The 14,782-nt window shown below is 54.0% G+C and carries 12 protein-coding genes; 2 read left to right on the forward strand and 10 right to left on the reverse strand.

Going from position 1 to position 14,782, the window contains the following annotated elements:
- Positions 1-28: 28 nt before the first annotated feature.
- Together OCV63_RS06220 and OCV63_RS06225 are read right to left on the reverse strand one after the other, a co-directional pair.
- Positions 29-1,492 (reverse strand): glycosyltransferase family 39 protein, encoded by a 1,464-nt coding sequence (locus OCV63_RS06220; RefSeq protein ID WP_262670670.1) that lies wholly within the window; start codon positions 1,490-1,492, stop codon positions 29-31.
- The gene (locus tag OCV63_RS06225; protein ID WP_158362835.1) at positions 1,482-2,666 is read right to left on the reverse strand and encodes an O-antigen ligase family protein; all 1,185 of its coding nucleotides are present in this window, start codon (positions 2,664-2,666) and stop codon (positions 1,482-1,484) included. Before OCV63_RS06225 ends, OCV63_RS06220 begins: the two co-directional genes overlap by 11 nt.
- A gap of 134 nt (positions 2,667-2,800) precedes the next feature.
- Here OCV63_RS06225 and OCV63_RS06230 point away from each other — a divergent pair, with 134 nt between their 5' ends.
- A complete protein-coding gene (locus tag OCV63_RS06230; RefSeq protein WP_158362837.1) occupies positions 2,801-4,222 on the forward strand; it encodes a sugar transferase in 1,422 nt (473 codons plus the stop codon).
- Between the two features lie 32 nt (positions 4,223-4,254).
- Here the strand turns inward: OCV63_RS06230 and arcC are convergent, their stop codons facing one another.
- Together arcC and OCV63_RS06240 are read right to left on the reverse strand one after the other, a co-directional pair.
- Positions 4,255-5,196 carry a carbamate kinase gene (arcC, locus tag OCV63_RS06235; RefSeq protein WP_158362839.1) on the reverse strand — a complete coding sequence of 314 codons (942 nt, stop codon included), beginning with the start codon at positions 5,194-5,196 and terminating at the stop codon, positions 4,255-4,257.
- 90 nt (positions 5,197-5,286) lie between these two features.
- Positions 5,287-5,493 (reverse strand): hypothetical protein, encoded by a 207-nt coding sequence (locus OCV63_RS06240; RefSeq protein WP_158362841.1) that lies wholly within the window; start codon positions 5,491-5,493, stop codon positions 5,287-5,289.
- 214 nt (positions 5,494-5,707) lie between these two features.
- Between OCV63_RS06240 and OCV63_RS06245 the strand changes: the two genes are divergently transcribed.
- The gene (locus tag OCV63_RS06245; protein WP_158362843.1) at positions 5,708-6,997 is read left to right on the forward strand and encodes a DNA polymerase Y family protein; all 1,290 of its coding nucleotides are present in this window, start codon (positions 5,708-5,710) and stop codon (positions 6,995-6,997) included.
- On the opposite strand, the gene OCV63_RS06250 is transcribed toward OCV63_RS06245, so the two are convergent.
- From OCV63_RS06250 to OCV63_RS06275, 6 genes are all read right to left on the reverse strand, one after another.
- A complete protein-coding gene (locus OCV63_RS06250; protein ID WP_158362845.1) occupies positions 6,975-7,739 on the reverse strand; it encodes a type III pantothenate kinase in 765 nt (254 codons plus the stop codon). The genes OCV63_RS06245 and OCV63_RS06250 overlap by 23 nt on opposite strands.
- Positions 7,736-9,028: an AI-2E family transporter gene (locus OCV63_RS06255; RefSeq protein ID WP_262670671.1), complete on the reverse strand. Its 1,293-nt coding sequence runs from the start codon at positions 9,026-9,028 to the stop codon at positions 7,736-7,738. The genes OCV63_RS06250 and OCV63_RS06255 overlap by 4 nt, the downstream gene beginning before the upstream one ends.
- A 28-nt stretch (positions 9,029-9,056) precedes the next feature.
- Complete coding sequence (locus OCV63_RS06260; protein ID WP_158362849.1) at positions 9,057-11,087, reverse strand: penicillin-binding transpeptidase domain-containing protein; 2,031 nt, start codon at positions 11,085-11,087, stop codon at positions 9,057-9,059.
- A 119-nt stretch (positions 11,088-11,206) separates the two neighbouring features.
- Positions 11,207-11,827 (reverse strand): hypothetical protein, encoded by a 621-nt coding sequence (locus OCV63_RS06265; RefSeq protein ID WP_158362850.1) that lies wholly within the window; start codon positions 11,825-11,827, stop codon positions 11,207-11,209.
- Between the two features lie 47 nt (positions 11,828-11,874).
- Complete coding sequence (locus tag OCV63_RS06270; protein ID WP_158362852.1) at positions 11,875-14,088, reverse strand: M56 family metallopeptidase; 2,214 nt, start codon at positions 14,086-14,088, stop codon at positions 11,875-11,877.
- On the reverse strand, positions 14,085-14,465 hold the full coding sequence (locus tag OCV63_RS06275) for a BlaI/MecI/CopY family transcriptional regulator (RefSeq protein ID WP_158362854.1): 381 nt from the start codon (positions 14,463-14,465) through the stop codon (positions 14,085-14,087). Before OCV63_RS06275 ends, OCV63_RS06270 begins: the two co-directional genes overlap by 4 nt.
- Between the last annotated feature and the right edge of the window lie 317 nt (positions 14,466-14,782).

A 14,782-nucleotide genomic window follows, 5' to 3' on the forward strand; every position in this document is an offset into this window, starting at 1 on the left:
CTTCCTTTCCATAACTCATTTTCACAGGCTACTTTCTAAGTAGCAGTCGGTTCCGGATCGCCTGCATGGCGTCCAGCCCCAGCAGAATAAATACCGGCACAAAATTCACCAGATACCGGGAGCGGGTCTCCCAGATCAGCAGAAACAGGAAAATGCCGAATACCGACAGCTGCATGGCCTGAATTTTCCTGATTCTTCCTTTTTCCATAAAATTCCGCAGAAGAGACAGAAGAATTCCGCCCAGAAGCAACAGCTGCACGGCGTTGCAGTAACGGTATGTATAGGAATAGTTTTTTCCATAATACAGCACCCAGTCGTGCAGCCAGCTCTCTTTCAGCGGATCCCGCTGTAGCTTCTCAGGCGCGAAATAGACGCCGTCGCCCCAGGTAAACACCACTTTTTCCCGCAGATGCGCCAGCATCCCGGATGCGCCGTATTCCTCCAGCTTCTGCCGGATAAACAGCCGATCCACCGCCTCTTTTTCCGCCTTTCCCTCGGTGGAAGCCGTCATCCAGTAGACGTCCGCATTGTAACCGCCGCTGTCCACCAGTCCCAGCGCCACCCAGTGCTCCATGGGAAATTCATTGCGATAGGATTCCTCCGCGCTCAGGCCTGAGAACTTCGCTGGAACCACCGTCAGGAAACCCACCAAGGCCAGGAAAGGCAGGGTCAAAAGCAGGCTCCGGATCAACCGTTCCCTCAGACTGTCCCTGCACAGCCACAGGTAAATGAGCAGGGCGATGAAAATCACGCCCAGACTTCCTTTTATCTTGTAACCCGCCGCCAGAATCACGCCGGTCAGAAGCAGAAACCGGCGATCCTTCTCCCGGAACTGATAGGACCACAAAGTCCCCGTCACAAAGGGCAGGGCAAAGGTATCCGTATAGAAAATCGGCGTATGCATGTAAAAGGGCAGGAAAAACAGACAGAGTAACATTCCGAAAGCCCCGTACCGGACACCGTACAGTCGCCGGGCCAGCTGCCAGAAAAAGAACAGCCCCAGCAGAATCAATCCCACATTCAGCAGGATACCCAGCGTAATATAGGAACAGAAGCCCCCGAACAGCTTAAAAATACCGGCCAGAAACATGCAGACCGCCACGTTGTTCGGGTAGGTAGTGAAATACCAGCTGCTGTTGTCTGAGAAGCAACCATCTTCCGCCAGCTCCACCGCCCCCTGGTAGACCGATCCGAAATCCCAGCCCGGGTACACTTCAAGCTCAAAGGCCGCATACAGAAGTCCCGCCGCCATCAGTACGAAAATTCCCGCTGTCACCCCCGTAAAAAACCTCTCCTTCTCCCACAGGGAACCCAGAAGCTTTTTTGCGGACAGCAGCACCAGAAGGAGCAAAAGCCCCAGCACACCGGCCAGTGCGCCGATCTGTCTGCTCTGCTTCAGATCCGCAGCGCACACCGCCATCACCGCCAGCCAGATCAGCGCAAAGACGCCGGAAAACAGTACTATACATGCTCTTTGTATCTTATCCGTCATATCCATCCTCTTTTTTGTAAATACATACCAGCCAGATCACGAACAGGAACATGCCCATCTCGTAATTCAGCAATGCGTAATCCATATTCATCAGCACGAAGACGCCCAGAACCAGGCTTGTTCCCAGAAAACTCCTGCTTTTGTAAAGGGCGTAAATCAGCACTGCCAGCATCAGCAGCAGAAAACACAGGCCCACCGGAACCGAGAACCGCAGCATGGCGTTCAGGAAAATATTGTGGCAGTTGTTGGTGGACCAGCCTGACCGCACCTCAAAGAGCCGTTCCCCGAACTGAAAGCCCCAGCCGCCCGGACACTGGCGAATCTCCCTGAGAGCCCCGGCCCAGATCTGGTTCCGGTCTCCCATGGAGAAAATATTCCGTTCCTTTAAAAGCAGCTTTCCGGCCACGCCGCCTACTGCCGCCACCCCGACGATCCCCAGCAGATGGATTTTTCGGAAATGAAACCGTTTCCAGTCCACCTGATCCAGGAAACCGCCCAGAAGCACCAACGCCGCCGCGCCGAAGCCGGTCCAGGAATGGGACAGGAACATGGCTGTCAACAGCACCGCCACGCTTCCGAAGAACATCCATTTTCTCCGGAACAGACCGCGGAAATGTACCACAGCAGCCAGAAACAGGGTCAGCATCAGCGCATAGTCGCTCTTGTGGCTGTAGAGCCAGTAATGACGGAACTCATAGTAATCCGCTGGCAGCTGGCCGAAATAGAACCGGTTATTGCAGATCAGGAAACTAGTGTAGCCCGCAAAGAAATACACGATGCTGAGGAGATTCGACACCACCGCGCACCCCAGAAAAAACCGGATCAGATTCTCCGGCTTCTCTCCCAACGGTTCCTCCTGCATGCAGAGCACCAGAAGAAAGAGGAAAGCCACCGTATCGTCGATCTGTTCGCCGAACCAGTGCAGTTCCCGCACATTGAACCAGAGAGACAGGATATTGTAGATCAGCAGTCCTCCCACGAGGCACAGCGCAAACACCTGTTTTTTCTTCCATCCTCCCTTTATGGCGCAGGCAGCCATCCACAGCAGCAGCGCCCCGTAGGCCGCGGTGAAGACCGCGTAATATTCCATCTTATAGTCCTCTGAAAAGGTACTCCAGAATGCCGGAAAGAACAGACTGAACACCATAAACAACTTTAAAAAGAAGGTTTTCATCTTATAAGCTCCCACTTCTGTACGAAATCAAGTATCTGGATATTATACACCAATCACTTATTGTTTGACAAGCAATCCCAAATCTTTTATGATATTTATCAGGATAGAAAATAAACTGCGAGGAATCTGCGATTATGTCAAATATCAGCCAAAAACAACGGCTTATTCAAAATTATACCCTGCTTGGTCTGGAATGCCTGTGCATCATCCTTTCCTTTACTCTGGCCGTTCTGACCCGGGGACTGGAGGAGAGCTACCTGAGCTTTTCCCGGACCTACATCACTATGCTGGCCTGCATCCTGTTCTTCCATCTGCTTTCCTATTATATGTTCGACTGGAACACGAATATCTTCAAGCGGGGCTATTATGTGGAACTCATCGCCGTTCTCAAATACAACAGCGTGCTGATTCTGATGCTCAGCTTCTTCCTCTATGTGAGCAAGATGTCGGAGGATTTTTCCCGGCTGGTCTTCGTCTATTTCTTTGCCTACAATATTCTGCTGACCTATCTGGGACACCTGCTGCTTAAGAAGTACTTTACCTCCGTATATCGGGTCAGCTCCAGCAGCAATAAGGTCTTTGTCATCACTACCTCCGACTACGCCGACGATATCCTCGGCCGGATGCTGAACTCTTCTGAATGGAGCTATGAGGTCACGGGTCTGGCACTTCTCGATCGAATAGAAGAAGGCGGGACCGTCCTGGGGATCCCGGTCATCGCCCACGGGGACGATCTCTTTGAGCAGTTCAAGACCCGGGTAGTGGACGAGGTTTTCATCCACCTTCCTGATTATTCTAAATCGACCATTGAAGAACTGATCGTAAAATTCGAGAGCATGGGCATCACCGTCCATGTGAATATCGACTACTTCAACAATGTCATGGCCCATAAGACCACCGAGCTCTTTGCCGGCTTTACGGTGCTGTCCTACGAGGCCAGCGTCTTCGATTACCGGCGGCTCTTCATTAAGCGGATTATTGATATCATCGGCTCCCTGGTGGGGCTGGCGATTACGCTGGTTCTGACGCCTTTCATTGCCCTGGCCATCAAGCTGGACTCCCCGGGGCCTGTCTTCTTCGCACAGAAGCGCGTGGGTAAGAACGGCCGGTATTTCAAGCTCTACAAGTTCCGTTCCATGTACATCGACGCGGAGGCCCGCAAAAAGGAGCTCATGGCCCAGAATGAAATGGACGGCCCCATGTTCAAGGTGGAGCACGATCCCCGGATTACGAAGGTCGGCGCTTTTCTCCGGAAAACCAGCCTGGACGAGCTGCCACAGTTTTACAATATTCTGATTGGCAATATGAGCCTGGTGGGAACCCGACCGCCTACCATCGACGAATTCAAACAGTACGATCTGTATTACCGCAGACGTCTGAGCATTAAGCCGGGACTGACCGGCCTGTGGCAGGTCAGCGGCCGGAGCGATATCACGGACTTCAAGGAAGTGGTAAAGCTGGATTTGGAATATATTGACAATTGGTCGCTGTCATCTGATATTCGCATTCTGCTGATGACCGTCTGGGTGGTCATCATGAAAAAGGGGGCGCGCTGACAACAGCGGCCCCTTTTCTGAATTCTTCTTTTCTATTCTGCTTCCCGGATAATGGTTCCGGTCTTCTCGTGCAATGCATCCTTCGCCCTGGCCAGATCCGCGATCACGGCCACACGGCCCGGACGGCCTGACACAAAGGAGGCTCCCGCTGCCATCTTCGGCAGTACGGACGCCCGCGGGAACTGTCCTGCTGCCGCGTAGGTCTCAACCTCCTCCGGCGTTACTACGTCCAGCTCCTTCTCCCGTTCTGTCCCATAATTAATGCAAATCTTATTTTCCCCGGTCAGGATCATCAGCATGTCCGCGTCCAGAAGCTCCGCCAGCTTGCCGCTTGCGTAGTCCTTCTCGATGACGGCGCTGGCTCCCTTTAAGTGGCCGCGCTGGCGAAGCACCGGAATTCCGCCGCCTCCACAGGCGATGACCACCTGATCCGCATTCAAAAGCACGCGGATAGCGTCGATTTCCACGATATCCGTGGGCTTCGGAGCCGCAACCACACGGCGGAAGCCCTTTCCTTCTTCCTCCACTACGAAGTTGCCCTTCTCTTCCTCTGCTTCAGCCTCTTCTCTGGTCATATAGCGGCCGATGACCTTGATGGGCTCCGCAAATGCATCGTCGTAAGGATCTACCACCACCTGGGTAATGATGGTGCTGACGGTCTTCGGAATGCCTCTGCCCAGAAGCTCCTCACGGATGGCATTCTGCAGATCGTATCCGATATAACCCTGGCTCATAGCCGAGCAGACCGACATGGGCGCGAAAGTGTAATCCTCGTGTTCTTTTCCGAACTCATTGAGAGCCGTGTGAATCATGCCCACCTGGGGCGCGTTACTGTGGCTGATGGCTACCTGACAGCCCTCCTCCACCAGATCCGCAATGGCTTTCGCCGCACTTTTTACCGCTACCTTCTGCTCCGGCAGCGTGGTACCCAGCGCTTTATGTCCCAAAGCAACTACTACTTTTTTCTTTTCCATAATCCGTTACCTCGCTGTATTTAAACTGTTAGAATTATTATAGTTGTTTTATCTGTAAAAAGCAATGTCAAATAGCTTTCCCGTAAAATTCTACAGATAATTCTGCTGGCACTGCACACAGGTGCTGTTCCGGCTGCAATGAAAATCCTCTATGAGATCATCCACCCGACTGCAGCTGGCCGCGATGAAGGTGACGGTGTGTTTTACTTTGGAGGCGTCCACGGGACATCTGGCCTCGAATACCTGGGTATATCTCCGGTCTTCCTCCTGGGCGTGGGTTTTTCTGTTCTCTGTCATATGTATTCTCCTTTTCTGACCAATCCCTATGAGTTTCAGTGTATCACGTTCTCTTAAGCGAATCAATTTATAATCCGCTTTTTCCTCCCGATTCTGCGTACAATTTCCCTGTTTTTTGTTGCAAACATATGTTCTTTGCGTTATACTCAGGATAAGAAATAGCAGAAAACTCTGACAGGAACCTGTTAAACTGGAAGGAGGCAAATCAACGGCTATGAAACCGATTATCTTTCACATCGACGTAAATTCAGCCTACTTGAGCTGGACTTCCCTGGAGAAACTGAAGAATGGAAGCGACATAGATCTGCGAACCATTCCGGCTATTATCGGCGGAGATGAGAAAAGCCGCCATGGGATCGTGCTGGCTAAGTCTATTCCGGCGAAGAAGTACGGGATTCAGACTGCCGAGCCGGTGGCCTCTGCCCTGCGGAAATGTCCCGGCCTCGTGGTGGAGAAGCCTGATCATACCATGTACCGCCGCTACAGCCGGGCCATGATGGAGCTGTTGTCCGGGTATACGCCGGATCTGGAGCAGGTATCCATCGACGAGTGCTATCTGGATTTCACGCCCATCGCCCACCTCTATCCATCCCCGGAGGAGGCGGCCGCCCGGATCCGCGATCACATCTTTGAGACCTTCGGCTTTACGGTCAATGTGGGCATCTCCAACGTCAAGGTGCTGGCGAAAATGGCCAGTGATTTTGAAAAGCCCGGGAAGGTGCATACGCTGTACCCGGAGGAAATCCCTTTGAAAATGTGGCCGCTGCCCGTCTCCGACCTCTTCATGGTGGGCCGCAGAAGCGCCGAGCGCCTGAAGACTTACGGCATCCGCACCATCGGCGACCTGGCCCATACAGACCTCTCTTTTCTCACCGCCCATTTCAAAAGCCACGGGAGGCTCATGTGGGAATTTGCCAACGGCATCGATCCCTCCCCTGTGGTGTCCAACCGGCAGGAGGCCAAAGGCGTGGGTAATTCCATCACCCTGTCCACAGACGTGACCACGGCGGAGGCAGCCAAAAAGGTACTGCTGTCCCTGGCGGAGAGCGTGGCCGCCCGCCTGCGGAAGGCCGGGCAGCTGGCCGGGACTGTGGCGGTTGAGCTCAAGTACGCCGACTTTACCAAAGCCTCACATCAGGCTCCCACCCTCTCCCCCTGCAATGACACAGACGCCATCTACCGACTGTCCTGTTCCCTCTTTGACCAGGTCTGGAACGGCGAACCCATCCGGCTTCTGGGCATCCGCTCCTCCCGGCTCACAGCTGAAGGAGAGCCGGTTCAGCTCTCGATCTTTGATCTGCCCCTGGCTTCCATGCCGCCAGATCCAGATGCCGCCCGGACGGACTTCTCCGGAACACACCCCGCAAAAAAAGAAGGAGAACCCGCTCGGTCTCCTTCTCCGGAAAAGCTGAAAAAGCTGGACGCCGCCATGGACGCCATCCGTAAGAAATACGGGAAAAACGCCATCCACAAGGGTGAACTTACTGATTTCTCCGATAGATAAGCTTCAGTCCCTTTAAAAGCAGGGCGTCATCCATCCTAAGCTCTCTTCTGCAATAAGGCGCAATATATTTGGCCATGCCGCCGGTGGCTATTACGCTGACCTTCTGCCCCAGCTCCTCCTCAATGCGGCCAATCATACCGTCCACACAGGCCGCGTTGCCATAGAGGACGCCGCTCTTCATACAGTCGATGGTATTGCTGCCGATGAACTTCTTCGGCGGATCCAGACTGATCTTCGGAAGTTGGGAAGTCCGGCTTATCATGGCGTCCAGCGCCACGCCTACGCCCGGCATAATCATGCCGCCCATGACCTGCTTCTTCTCGTTGACCACCGTAAAGGTAGTGGCAGTTCCCAGATCTACCACCACCAGCGGGCAGGGATATTCCTCGATGGCGGCTACTGCGCCCACCACCAGATCGGAACCCAGCTGGGCCGGATTGTCGATGCGGATATCCAGGCCGGTCTTCACGCCCGGGCCCACCACCAACGGCTCCCGGCCCGTTACCTTAGCTGCGGCCCGGCGCATGACGCCGGTCAGCGGCGGCACTGCCGAGGAGAGAATGCCTCCATCCAGTTCCCTTCTGTCGACTCCATATATTTCCAGAACCGTCTTGATGCTGATCGCATATTCCAGCTCTGATTTCTTCGTATCTGTGTGAAGCCGCTCCACAAAGATAATTTCATCGTCCCGGATGCAGCCCACTACAATGTAGGTATTGCCAATATCTACTGCTAAAATCATGCCTCTTCCTCCTGTTTTTCTTCGGCTTCTTCCGCTGCCCTATCATGATTCTGTATATAGCGAAGCTCTCCGCCTTCCTGTTCCACGGACACCAGCTCCTGATATACTAGCGTATCTGTGGTCAGCTTCTTCTGCTTCAGCAGATAGTTGGAACACTTCTTCACCAGATCGTAGATGACCGCAAAGGCCGGTACGCCGATGATCATGCCCACGAAGCCCATGAGACCGCCGAACACCAGGATGGAGAACAATACCCAGAAGCTGGACAGCCCCGTGGAGTTGCCCAGAATCTTCGGTCCCAGGAAATTGCCGTCAAACTGCTGCAAAAGCAGAATCAGAATCAGGAAGTACAGGCACTGCATTGGATTTACCGTCAGCACCAAAATGGCGCTGGGGATGGCTCCGATATAGGGGCCGAAAAACGGGATGATATTCGTCACACCCACCACCACGCTGATCAGCATGGTATAGGGCAGCTTCAGAATACTCATGAAGAAAAAGCAGAGGCAGCCGATGATCAGCGAGTCAATAACCTTGCCGCTGATAAATCCGCCGAACATCCGGTCAATGAGCCGACATTCATCCAGAATTGCGTTGGCATGGGATACCTTGAAGATGCTGTAAATCAGCTTCTTGGCCTGGGCCGCGAATTTTCGCCGGTTGCCCATCATATAGACCGCTGCAATCAAGCCGATCAGGATATTTTTCATGGTGGCAATGGCGCTTAAGAGACCTGCGGACACGCCGCTGACGATGGTCTGCATATTCGGCAGAAGCTTGGTCTCCAGCCAGGTTTCCACATTGGTATATACGGTGTCCATGAATTGGTTTACATAATTCAATATTACTTCATTGTCCTGCAGATAGTTCTGAATCCAGGCCGACCACTTATTCACCATGGAAGGGAAACCTGTCACGATACTGCCGATACTGGCAAATACCTGGGGCAGTACCATAGCAAGCAGCAGATAAATCACCAGCAGCCCGAACAGAATGCTGAGGCCGATGCCGGCCGCCCCGGCGATGCTGTGGGCTTTCTTCTGGTTCTTCATCCGGTTCCTGAAAAATCGGAACAGATTCCGCTCGATAAAATTGCAGACAGGGGTCAGCAGATAAGCGATGACCGCGCCGTAGATAAAGGGCATCAGAATTCCCTTTATCAGGTTGTACGCAGCCACAATCCGGTCAAAGCGGTACATGGCGAAGAACACGATGATACAGATGATAATGGATCCCGCGCCCGCCAGACTTTTGTACAGATATTTTTTTACTTGTCCGTTTTCTTTCATTTCTGCCTGCTCTCCTGTCTGTTGTGTCTTATTCATATTCATCAAAGCCCTTCATGACTTTCGGAATCACATAATGACTCCCGCCACGGCCCTTGACGTCCTCGATCATCATCGTGATCAACAGCGGCTTCTCCGTATTCTCCACGCAGATGCCCACGAACCAGCCCAGCTCCTGACCTTCCGTATCTTCCCTGGAGGTCTTCAGCTCCGCCGTACCGGTCTTACCCGCCATCCGGAATGCGTCGCGCTGCGCGGAATGGGCCGTACCGTCGCTGTCCTCCACCACCTGGTAGAGATCTGCTAGCACCGTATCCGCCGCCTCTTTGGTGAATACGCCCTCTTTCCAGCAGGATGTACTCTCACTGTCCAACAGATAGGGCTTCACCATATCTCCACCATTTACCAGGGCGGAGTAGATGACACTCAGATGAATCGGATTCATCAGCACCTTGCCCTGCCCGTAGCCACTGTCTGCCAGCTCCGTCTCGGAAGCTATCTTGCCGTCGCTGCCAAAGCTGGAAGCCGTCGCCGTAAAATCAAAGGGCAGCTCCTCGCCGAAGCCCAGGGAGTCCAAGCCCTTTGCGAAGTCATCCGTACCCATGGCGCAGGCCGCTTTCGCGAAATAGATATTATCGGAGTGAACCAGGGCGTTCTCCAGGTTCTTCACCGGGTAGTCCACCAGGGTTGTCACATAGTAGTCGCCCCAACTGCTATCCTTCTGCCATTTCAGGCCGTCATTTTTCACATCCTCGTCCGGGTCCAGCGTTCCTTCCGTCAGTCCCAGCGCCGCCACCACCGGCTTAAAGCTGGAACCGGGGGTCCAGGCCGCCAGATACCGGTTATACAGGGGCTGTGCCTCATCGGAGTTCAATGCGTCCCAGGCGCTGGAGGTATAACCCATAACGAAATCATTGGGGTCGTAAGCCGGAGTGCTCACCAGCGCCCGTACGGCTCCGGTGGTGGGATCCATGGCTACCGCGCAGCCCTCGTCGCCCTCCATCTCCTGATAGAGATACTGCTGCAGTGTGATATCGATGGCCAGCTTCACATCCTGTCCATCCTCCGCCGACTTCTCCAGAACCGTATCCTTGACTTCGCCCAGCTGATTCAGAATCTGAATCGTATAGCCGTCCTTCGGTCGGAGCTGCTCCTCATAGATGCGCTCTGCGCCGGCCTTGCCGATGATGCTGTTTCTATTATACCCCTGTCCGGCCCGTTTTTCCAGCTCTTCCGCCGTAATATTCTGCACATAGCCGGTCAGCTGGGCCGCCTTCTCACCGAAAGGATAAAAGCGTACCTTCGTATCGGAAATCATGACCCCCGGAATCTCCAGCAGCTTCTCTTTCAGATCCATGGCGTCCTTGGCCACGGTCCGAAGCGGCACAAAGGTATCGTCCCGCACCCAGCCCGCGCTCAAGGCTTTCTCTATTTTCTCCGTACTGATTTCCAGAAGCTCCGAAAGCTGCGCAATGGCCCCGTCCCGGTCCTCCGGAAGCTTGCCCGGCACCAGGCCCACAGAAGAGGCCACGCCCTCTCTCGCCAGCTCCACCTGGTTGCGGTCATAGATATTGCCGCGTTTGGCCTGGGTGGTCACCACCTTCACCGTATCCTCATTGTAGAGGTTCGGAAAAATGTCCTGGCTGTCCCAGCTCATTTTATAATCCCCATCCTCGTTTTTCGTGAAAATGGCCACCGTATCAAAGGACAGCTCCCCCGCAATCGTATCCATGGTCAGGGTATACTTCACCCGCTGGGTCTCCGCCTTTTCATCCTTTTTCCCGCCCTCGTCCGCGATATCGATTCGGACGTCTGAAGCTTCGATTCCACCGTAGATATTCTTATATCGGTTTACATAAGTTTCTTTATCTGTAGTCTCCTGCGCCTCCTCTGTCAGGAAGCCATACATATCCGCGTAATCTTCCTGATTCAGAAAATCGATATATTCCGTCAGCAGTTCTTCGGGCTGCTCTGTCTTTTTCCCGCAGCCTGCCAGCAGTCCCAGACTCAGTCCCAGACTCAGCCCCAGGGTCAGAGTCGATAACGCCATGTTCCTTTTCATAAAATCCCCTTTTCTTCTGTAAAATCATTGTACACTACGTTCTTATAAAAAGATATCCTGATTTTTATGGATTTTGCACTCCTGAATCAGCACCAAGTGCTTCAGACCATATTGAATGGCTACGGCTGCTGCCACTTCTCCGGATATCGCCATTCATCCAGCTTCCAGGACAGCTTGCCGTTATAAGGAGTCGCAGTCCAGACGACGCCCGCGCAGCCAAGCAGTGTCACCACCGCCAGGCATACCGCCACCGGCACCTTCCAGAACTGCCCCGCCAGCAGGCCCCGCTGGGTTAGCTTAAGTCTAAGCAGATCCTGTTTCTTCTCCGGCCATTCCGTCATATCCAGCCAGAGAAACCTGTGCTCCTTCAGGAAAATCCACACCTGCTCCTCTTTTCTCCGAACCTTACGCACCTGCCGGAGGTCTATCCTGGTGCCATCCGACAGACACAGCGTATTTCCCTCTATCTCCGCCTTTTTGATCACGTCTGCCCGGCTGTTTCTCCGGTATAAATGCTTTTCCCACAGGAACAAAAGAAAATACAGGAAAAACAGGGCCATACAGCCTGCCAGAACCGGCGTTCTCCGCCGCACGCCGCCCCACTGGCAGAAGCGGAACAGGGTCCGCCAGAACCAGTAATACACCAGCAGAAACCAGGGGCTGTACAGCCGCCACACCCACAAAAATCTCCCCATTTTCCGCTTCCAGCGCTTCTCCGTGGCCTTATCGACCATTTCCATCTGTCCGTCACCTCTCACGCTTGCTTCGCAGAGTTGTCTCTGCGACCTTATCTCCGATATACGATACCCGTATAGACCCAGGTCTGCCCCAGATCCTCCGACTCATAGCGCAGCTTCGTGCCACCCAATTCCGAGTATTCCTCCATGCCCAGATACAGCACCAGTTTTCCATCCTGGATCTCCGGCGGATAATAGACCGTATAACTCTCTGCGTACTCCACAGCCGGAACCCGGACTGTCAGCTGCTTCCAGTTATTTCCACCATCTTCCGTCCGCCAGCAGCCGTCGCCGCCGGTCACAAAGCCGACCTTGTCAGACACAAAGGCCGCCCCGGTCAGCAGGGAATGACTTCCCCCATAGCCGTAGAATGTCTCCGCTGTCAGTGGGCTCCAGTTCTCACCACCGTCCCTTGTCACATAGAGCGTGCTGCCCTCCTGGTGCATGGTCCGATCCCCGGTAAAGATCAGAAAACCGTGCTCCGCGTCCGGAAAGCTTAAGAACAGCCTCCGCACACTCGTATCCATATTTGACACGACGATGGTTTTCCAGTTTTTTCCTTCATCATGGCTAAAGGTCACAGACACCGGAACCGACGGGGAACCGCCGTAGGCAAAGGCCGTCACTTCATCCGTCACCACATAGCTCTTCTCCTGTGGACCAGAAAGCTGTCCGTCCATCTCATCACCCCGGCTGGTGAGCTTTTCCAGAGAAATCGGGACGTCCCTCCAGTTTGCTCCATTGTCCCAGGTAGCCTGCAGGACACCGTCCTGGGTCCTCGCCCTGCAGCCGTCCTGCTGCTTCAGATCCAGCATCGGAAGGGACGCAAAGGCCGCCTTTGCGTCCTCCGGGTGCGCCGCTTCCAGGGCTGCCAGCGCCTGCTGCGTCTCCGCCACACCCACCAGCTCATAGGTAAATTCGCCCACCCGTTTCACATGCACTGCCCAGTCAAAATAGCGGTATTCCGTACCATTTTCCACATAGCGCCCGCCATCCACCGGCAGGCCCGTTTCCACAGTCTCATCTGCCCACACGATGTCCCGGAACAACAGCCTGCACACATACTCATCTGCGTCGCCCGCCAGCAGGGTCCGATCGATGATCTCCAATGTATTATAGCCGCTGGATTCCTCCGGGTTATAGGCGCTGCCCCGCTCCGGGTCTTCATAGTACATCCTGTAGCGGTAGACAAAATCCGACACCGTATCCAGATAGGACGCCCGGGTCTTCACCCGCAGCTGCCAGGGACCGGACACCGCTTCCGTCATATCCGCGAACTCCGTCTCCGGATACTGCTCCATGGCGTTCATCCGCCACTCATAATAGCTCTCGCCATCCACCGGCGTAAGCCCGGTCATGGCCTCTACCGCCGTATCCGTGAAGCCATCCGGCGCGTCATAGCCCAGGTACCGATTCACCGCGGCCTCCTGCTGATACGCCTCTTCCCGCACATCCCGGCGCACCGACACGCCCAGAAGTCCGACGCAGACTACGAGCTCCGCCGTCAGAAGCAGAAAAGCCGCCGCCCCTGCCACGAAGCCCGGCTCCTGCTCCCGGGTCACTACCTGAAGCCTGGCCCGCATGACCGCCTTGCTGTTATAGAAATAAGCCGAATAAGCCTTATTTCTCTCCCGTCCCCGCCGCAGGGAATCCAGCAGGAACTCTGCGTAAGCGTCCCGTTCCACCTCGGATTTGTCGGCTGCCACGCTCTGGTCGCAGGCCACCTCCACGTCCTGAAATGCCGCGTTTTTCAGAAGCCAGACCGCCGGTTGGAACCAGAAGATACAGCTTCCCACTGTGAAAATCAGCTTGTACCAGAGATCCCGCTTTTTCGCATGGGTACATTCGTGCAGAAAAACCATCCGAAGCTCCGCAAAGCTGTAGCGGGTATCCGGGAGTAACATAATCGGAGTAAGAAACCCCAAAATCATCGGCGTCGTCACCGCATCGCTCTGATAGAGAGCGGGAGCCTTGGAAAGCTCCACCTCCGAAGCAGCCTGCTCACAGGCGCTGTGAATCCAGCCCTCTTCCACCGGCTTCATCGCCGCAATCGCTTTCCGGCGGAACCGCTGATAAGACCCCAGCTGCCACAGCAAAAGCAAAAGCGTTCCCGCCGCCCAGATCGGAAACAGCAGCGCCAGACGGCGCACCTGCGGGTATTCCCAGCGCAGCACATACAGCCGCAGCAGCACGCCCACATGGAGCAGCGCAAGCTCAGCCAGCAAAATCACCCATAATACCTTCCGGTACTTCGCCTGTCTCATTTCCCACGCTCCCTTCTCTCCCGGTCCAGGAAATCCTGCAATTCATCCAAATCCTCATCGGAGAGCTCGTCCCCGCTGCCCAGGGCCGCTATAAAATTCCCCACAGAATTCTGATACAACCGCTTCCAGATGCTGCGGCTCTCCTCCTTCAGATACGCGTTCTTCGGCACCGCCGCCTCATAGACATTGCTCTTTCCCTCCCGGTACACGTCCACGAAGCCCTTCTCCTGCAGTCTGGACAGGAAAGACAGGATGGTGGTGGCCGAAAGCTTCCGATCCACCGGCAGCTGATACTCAATCTCAAGCCGGGTCACCGGATGCCCGGCGTCCCAGATAATCTGCATTAGCTCCAGCTCAGAATCTGGCAGTCGTTTCATACGCGAAAACCTCCTTTCGCTCTTTTCCTTCGTAAAAATCTTCTAAAATCGCCAATTCTTTTTTCGGCATTTGCCGAACAGAAACTTAAGTTCATTTTACATTTGATAAAAGTATCTGTCAAGCAAATGAATTCCGATTTTTCTTAATATTTTATGAAAACAGGAAACGCCTATAAATTTCCGATCCGTTGTCATTTATTTATCCTCAGCTTTCTATCTTTCTTGTAAAGAAGGAAAATTTATACTATAATCAACACGGATCTTTCACGATTTTATCATTTAGAATCGTATGGAACATAACTTAAGAAAGAGGTATG

It is taken from the genome of Laedolimicola ammoniilytica, assembly GCF_025567165.1.
Lineage (GTDB): Bacteria > Bacillota > Clostridia > Lachnospirales > Lachnospiraceae > Laedolimicola > Laedolimicola ammoniilytica.

Coding starts and splice junctions, on each gene's coding strand:
- OCV63_RS06220 (WP_262670670.1), bottom strand. CDS start 1,492: ATGACGGATAAGATACAAAGAGCATGTATAGTACTGTTTTCCGGCGTC.
- OCV63_RS06225 (WP_158362835.1), bottom strand. CDS start 2,666: ATGAAAACCTTCTTTTTAAAGTTGTTTATGGTGTTCAGTCTGTTCTTT.
- OCV63_RS06230 (WP_158362837.1), top strand. CDS start 2,801: ATGTCAAATATCAGCCAAAAACAACGGCTTATTCAAAATTATACCCTG.
- arcC (WP_158362839.1), bottom strand. CDS start 5,196: ATGGAAAAGAAAAAAGTAGTAGTTGCTTTGGGACATAAAGCGCTGGGT.
- OCV63_RS06240 (WP_158362841.1), bottom strand. CDS start 5,493: ATGACAGAGAACAGAAAAACCCACGCCCAGGAGGAAGACCGGAGATAT.
- OCV63_RS06245 (WP_158362843.1), top strand. CDS start 5,708: ATGAAACCGATTATCTTTCACATCGACGTAAATTCAGCCTACTTGAGC.
- OCV63_RS06250 (WP_158362845.1), bottom strand. CDS start 7,739: ATGATTTTAGCAGTAGATATTGGCAATACCTACATTGTAGTGGGCTGC.
- OCV63_RS06255 (WP_262670671.1), bottom strand. CDS start 9,028: ATGAAAGAAAACGGACAAGTAAAAAAATATCTGTACAAAAGTCTGGCG.
- OCV63_RS06260 (WP_158362849.1), bottom strand. CDS start 11,087: ATGAAAAGGAACATGGCGTTATCGACTCTGACCCTGGGGCTGAGTCTG.
- OCV63_RS06265 (WP_158362850.1), bottom strand. CDS start 11,827: ATGGAAATGGTCGATAAGGCCACGGAGAAGCGCTGGAAGCGGAAAATG.
- OCV63_RS06270 (WP_158362852.1), bottom strand. CDS start 14,088: ATGAGACAGGCGAAGTACCGGAAGGTATTATGGGTGATTTTGCTGGCT.
- OCV63_RS06275 (WP_158362854.1), bottom strand. CDS start 14,465: ATGAAACGACTGCCAGATTCTGAGCTGGAGCTAATGCAGATTATCTGG.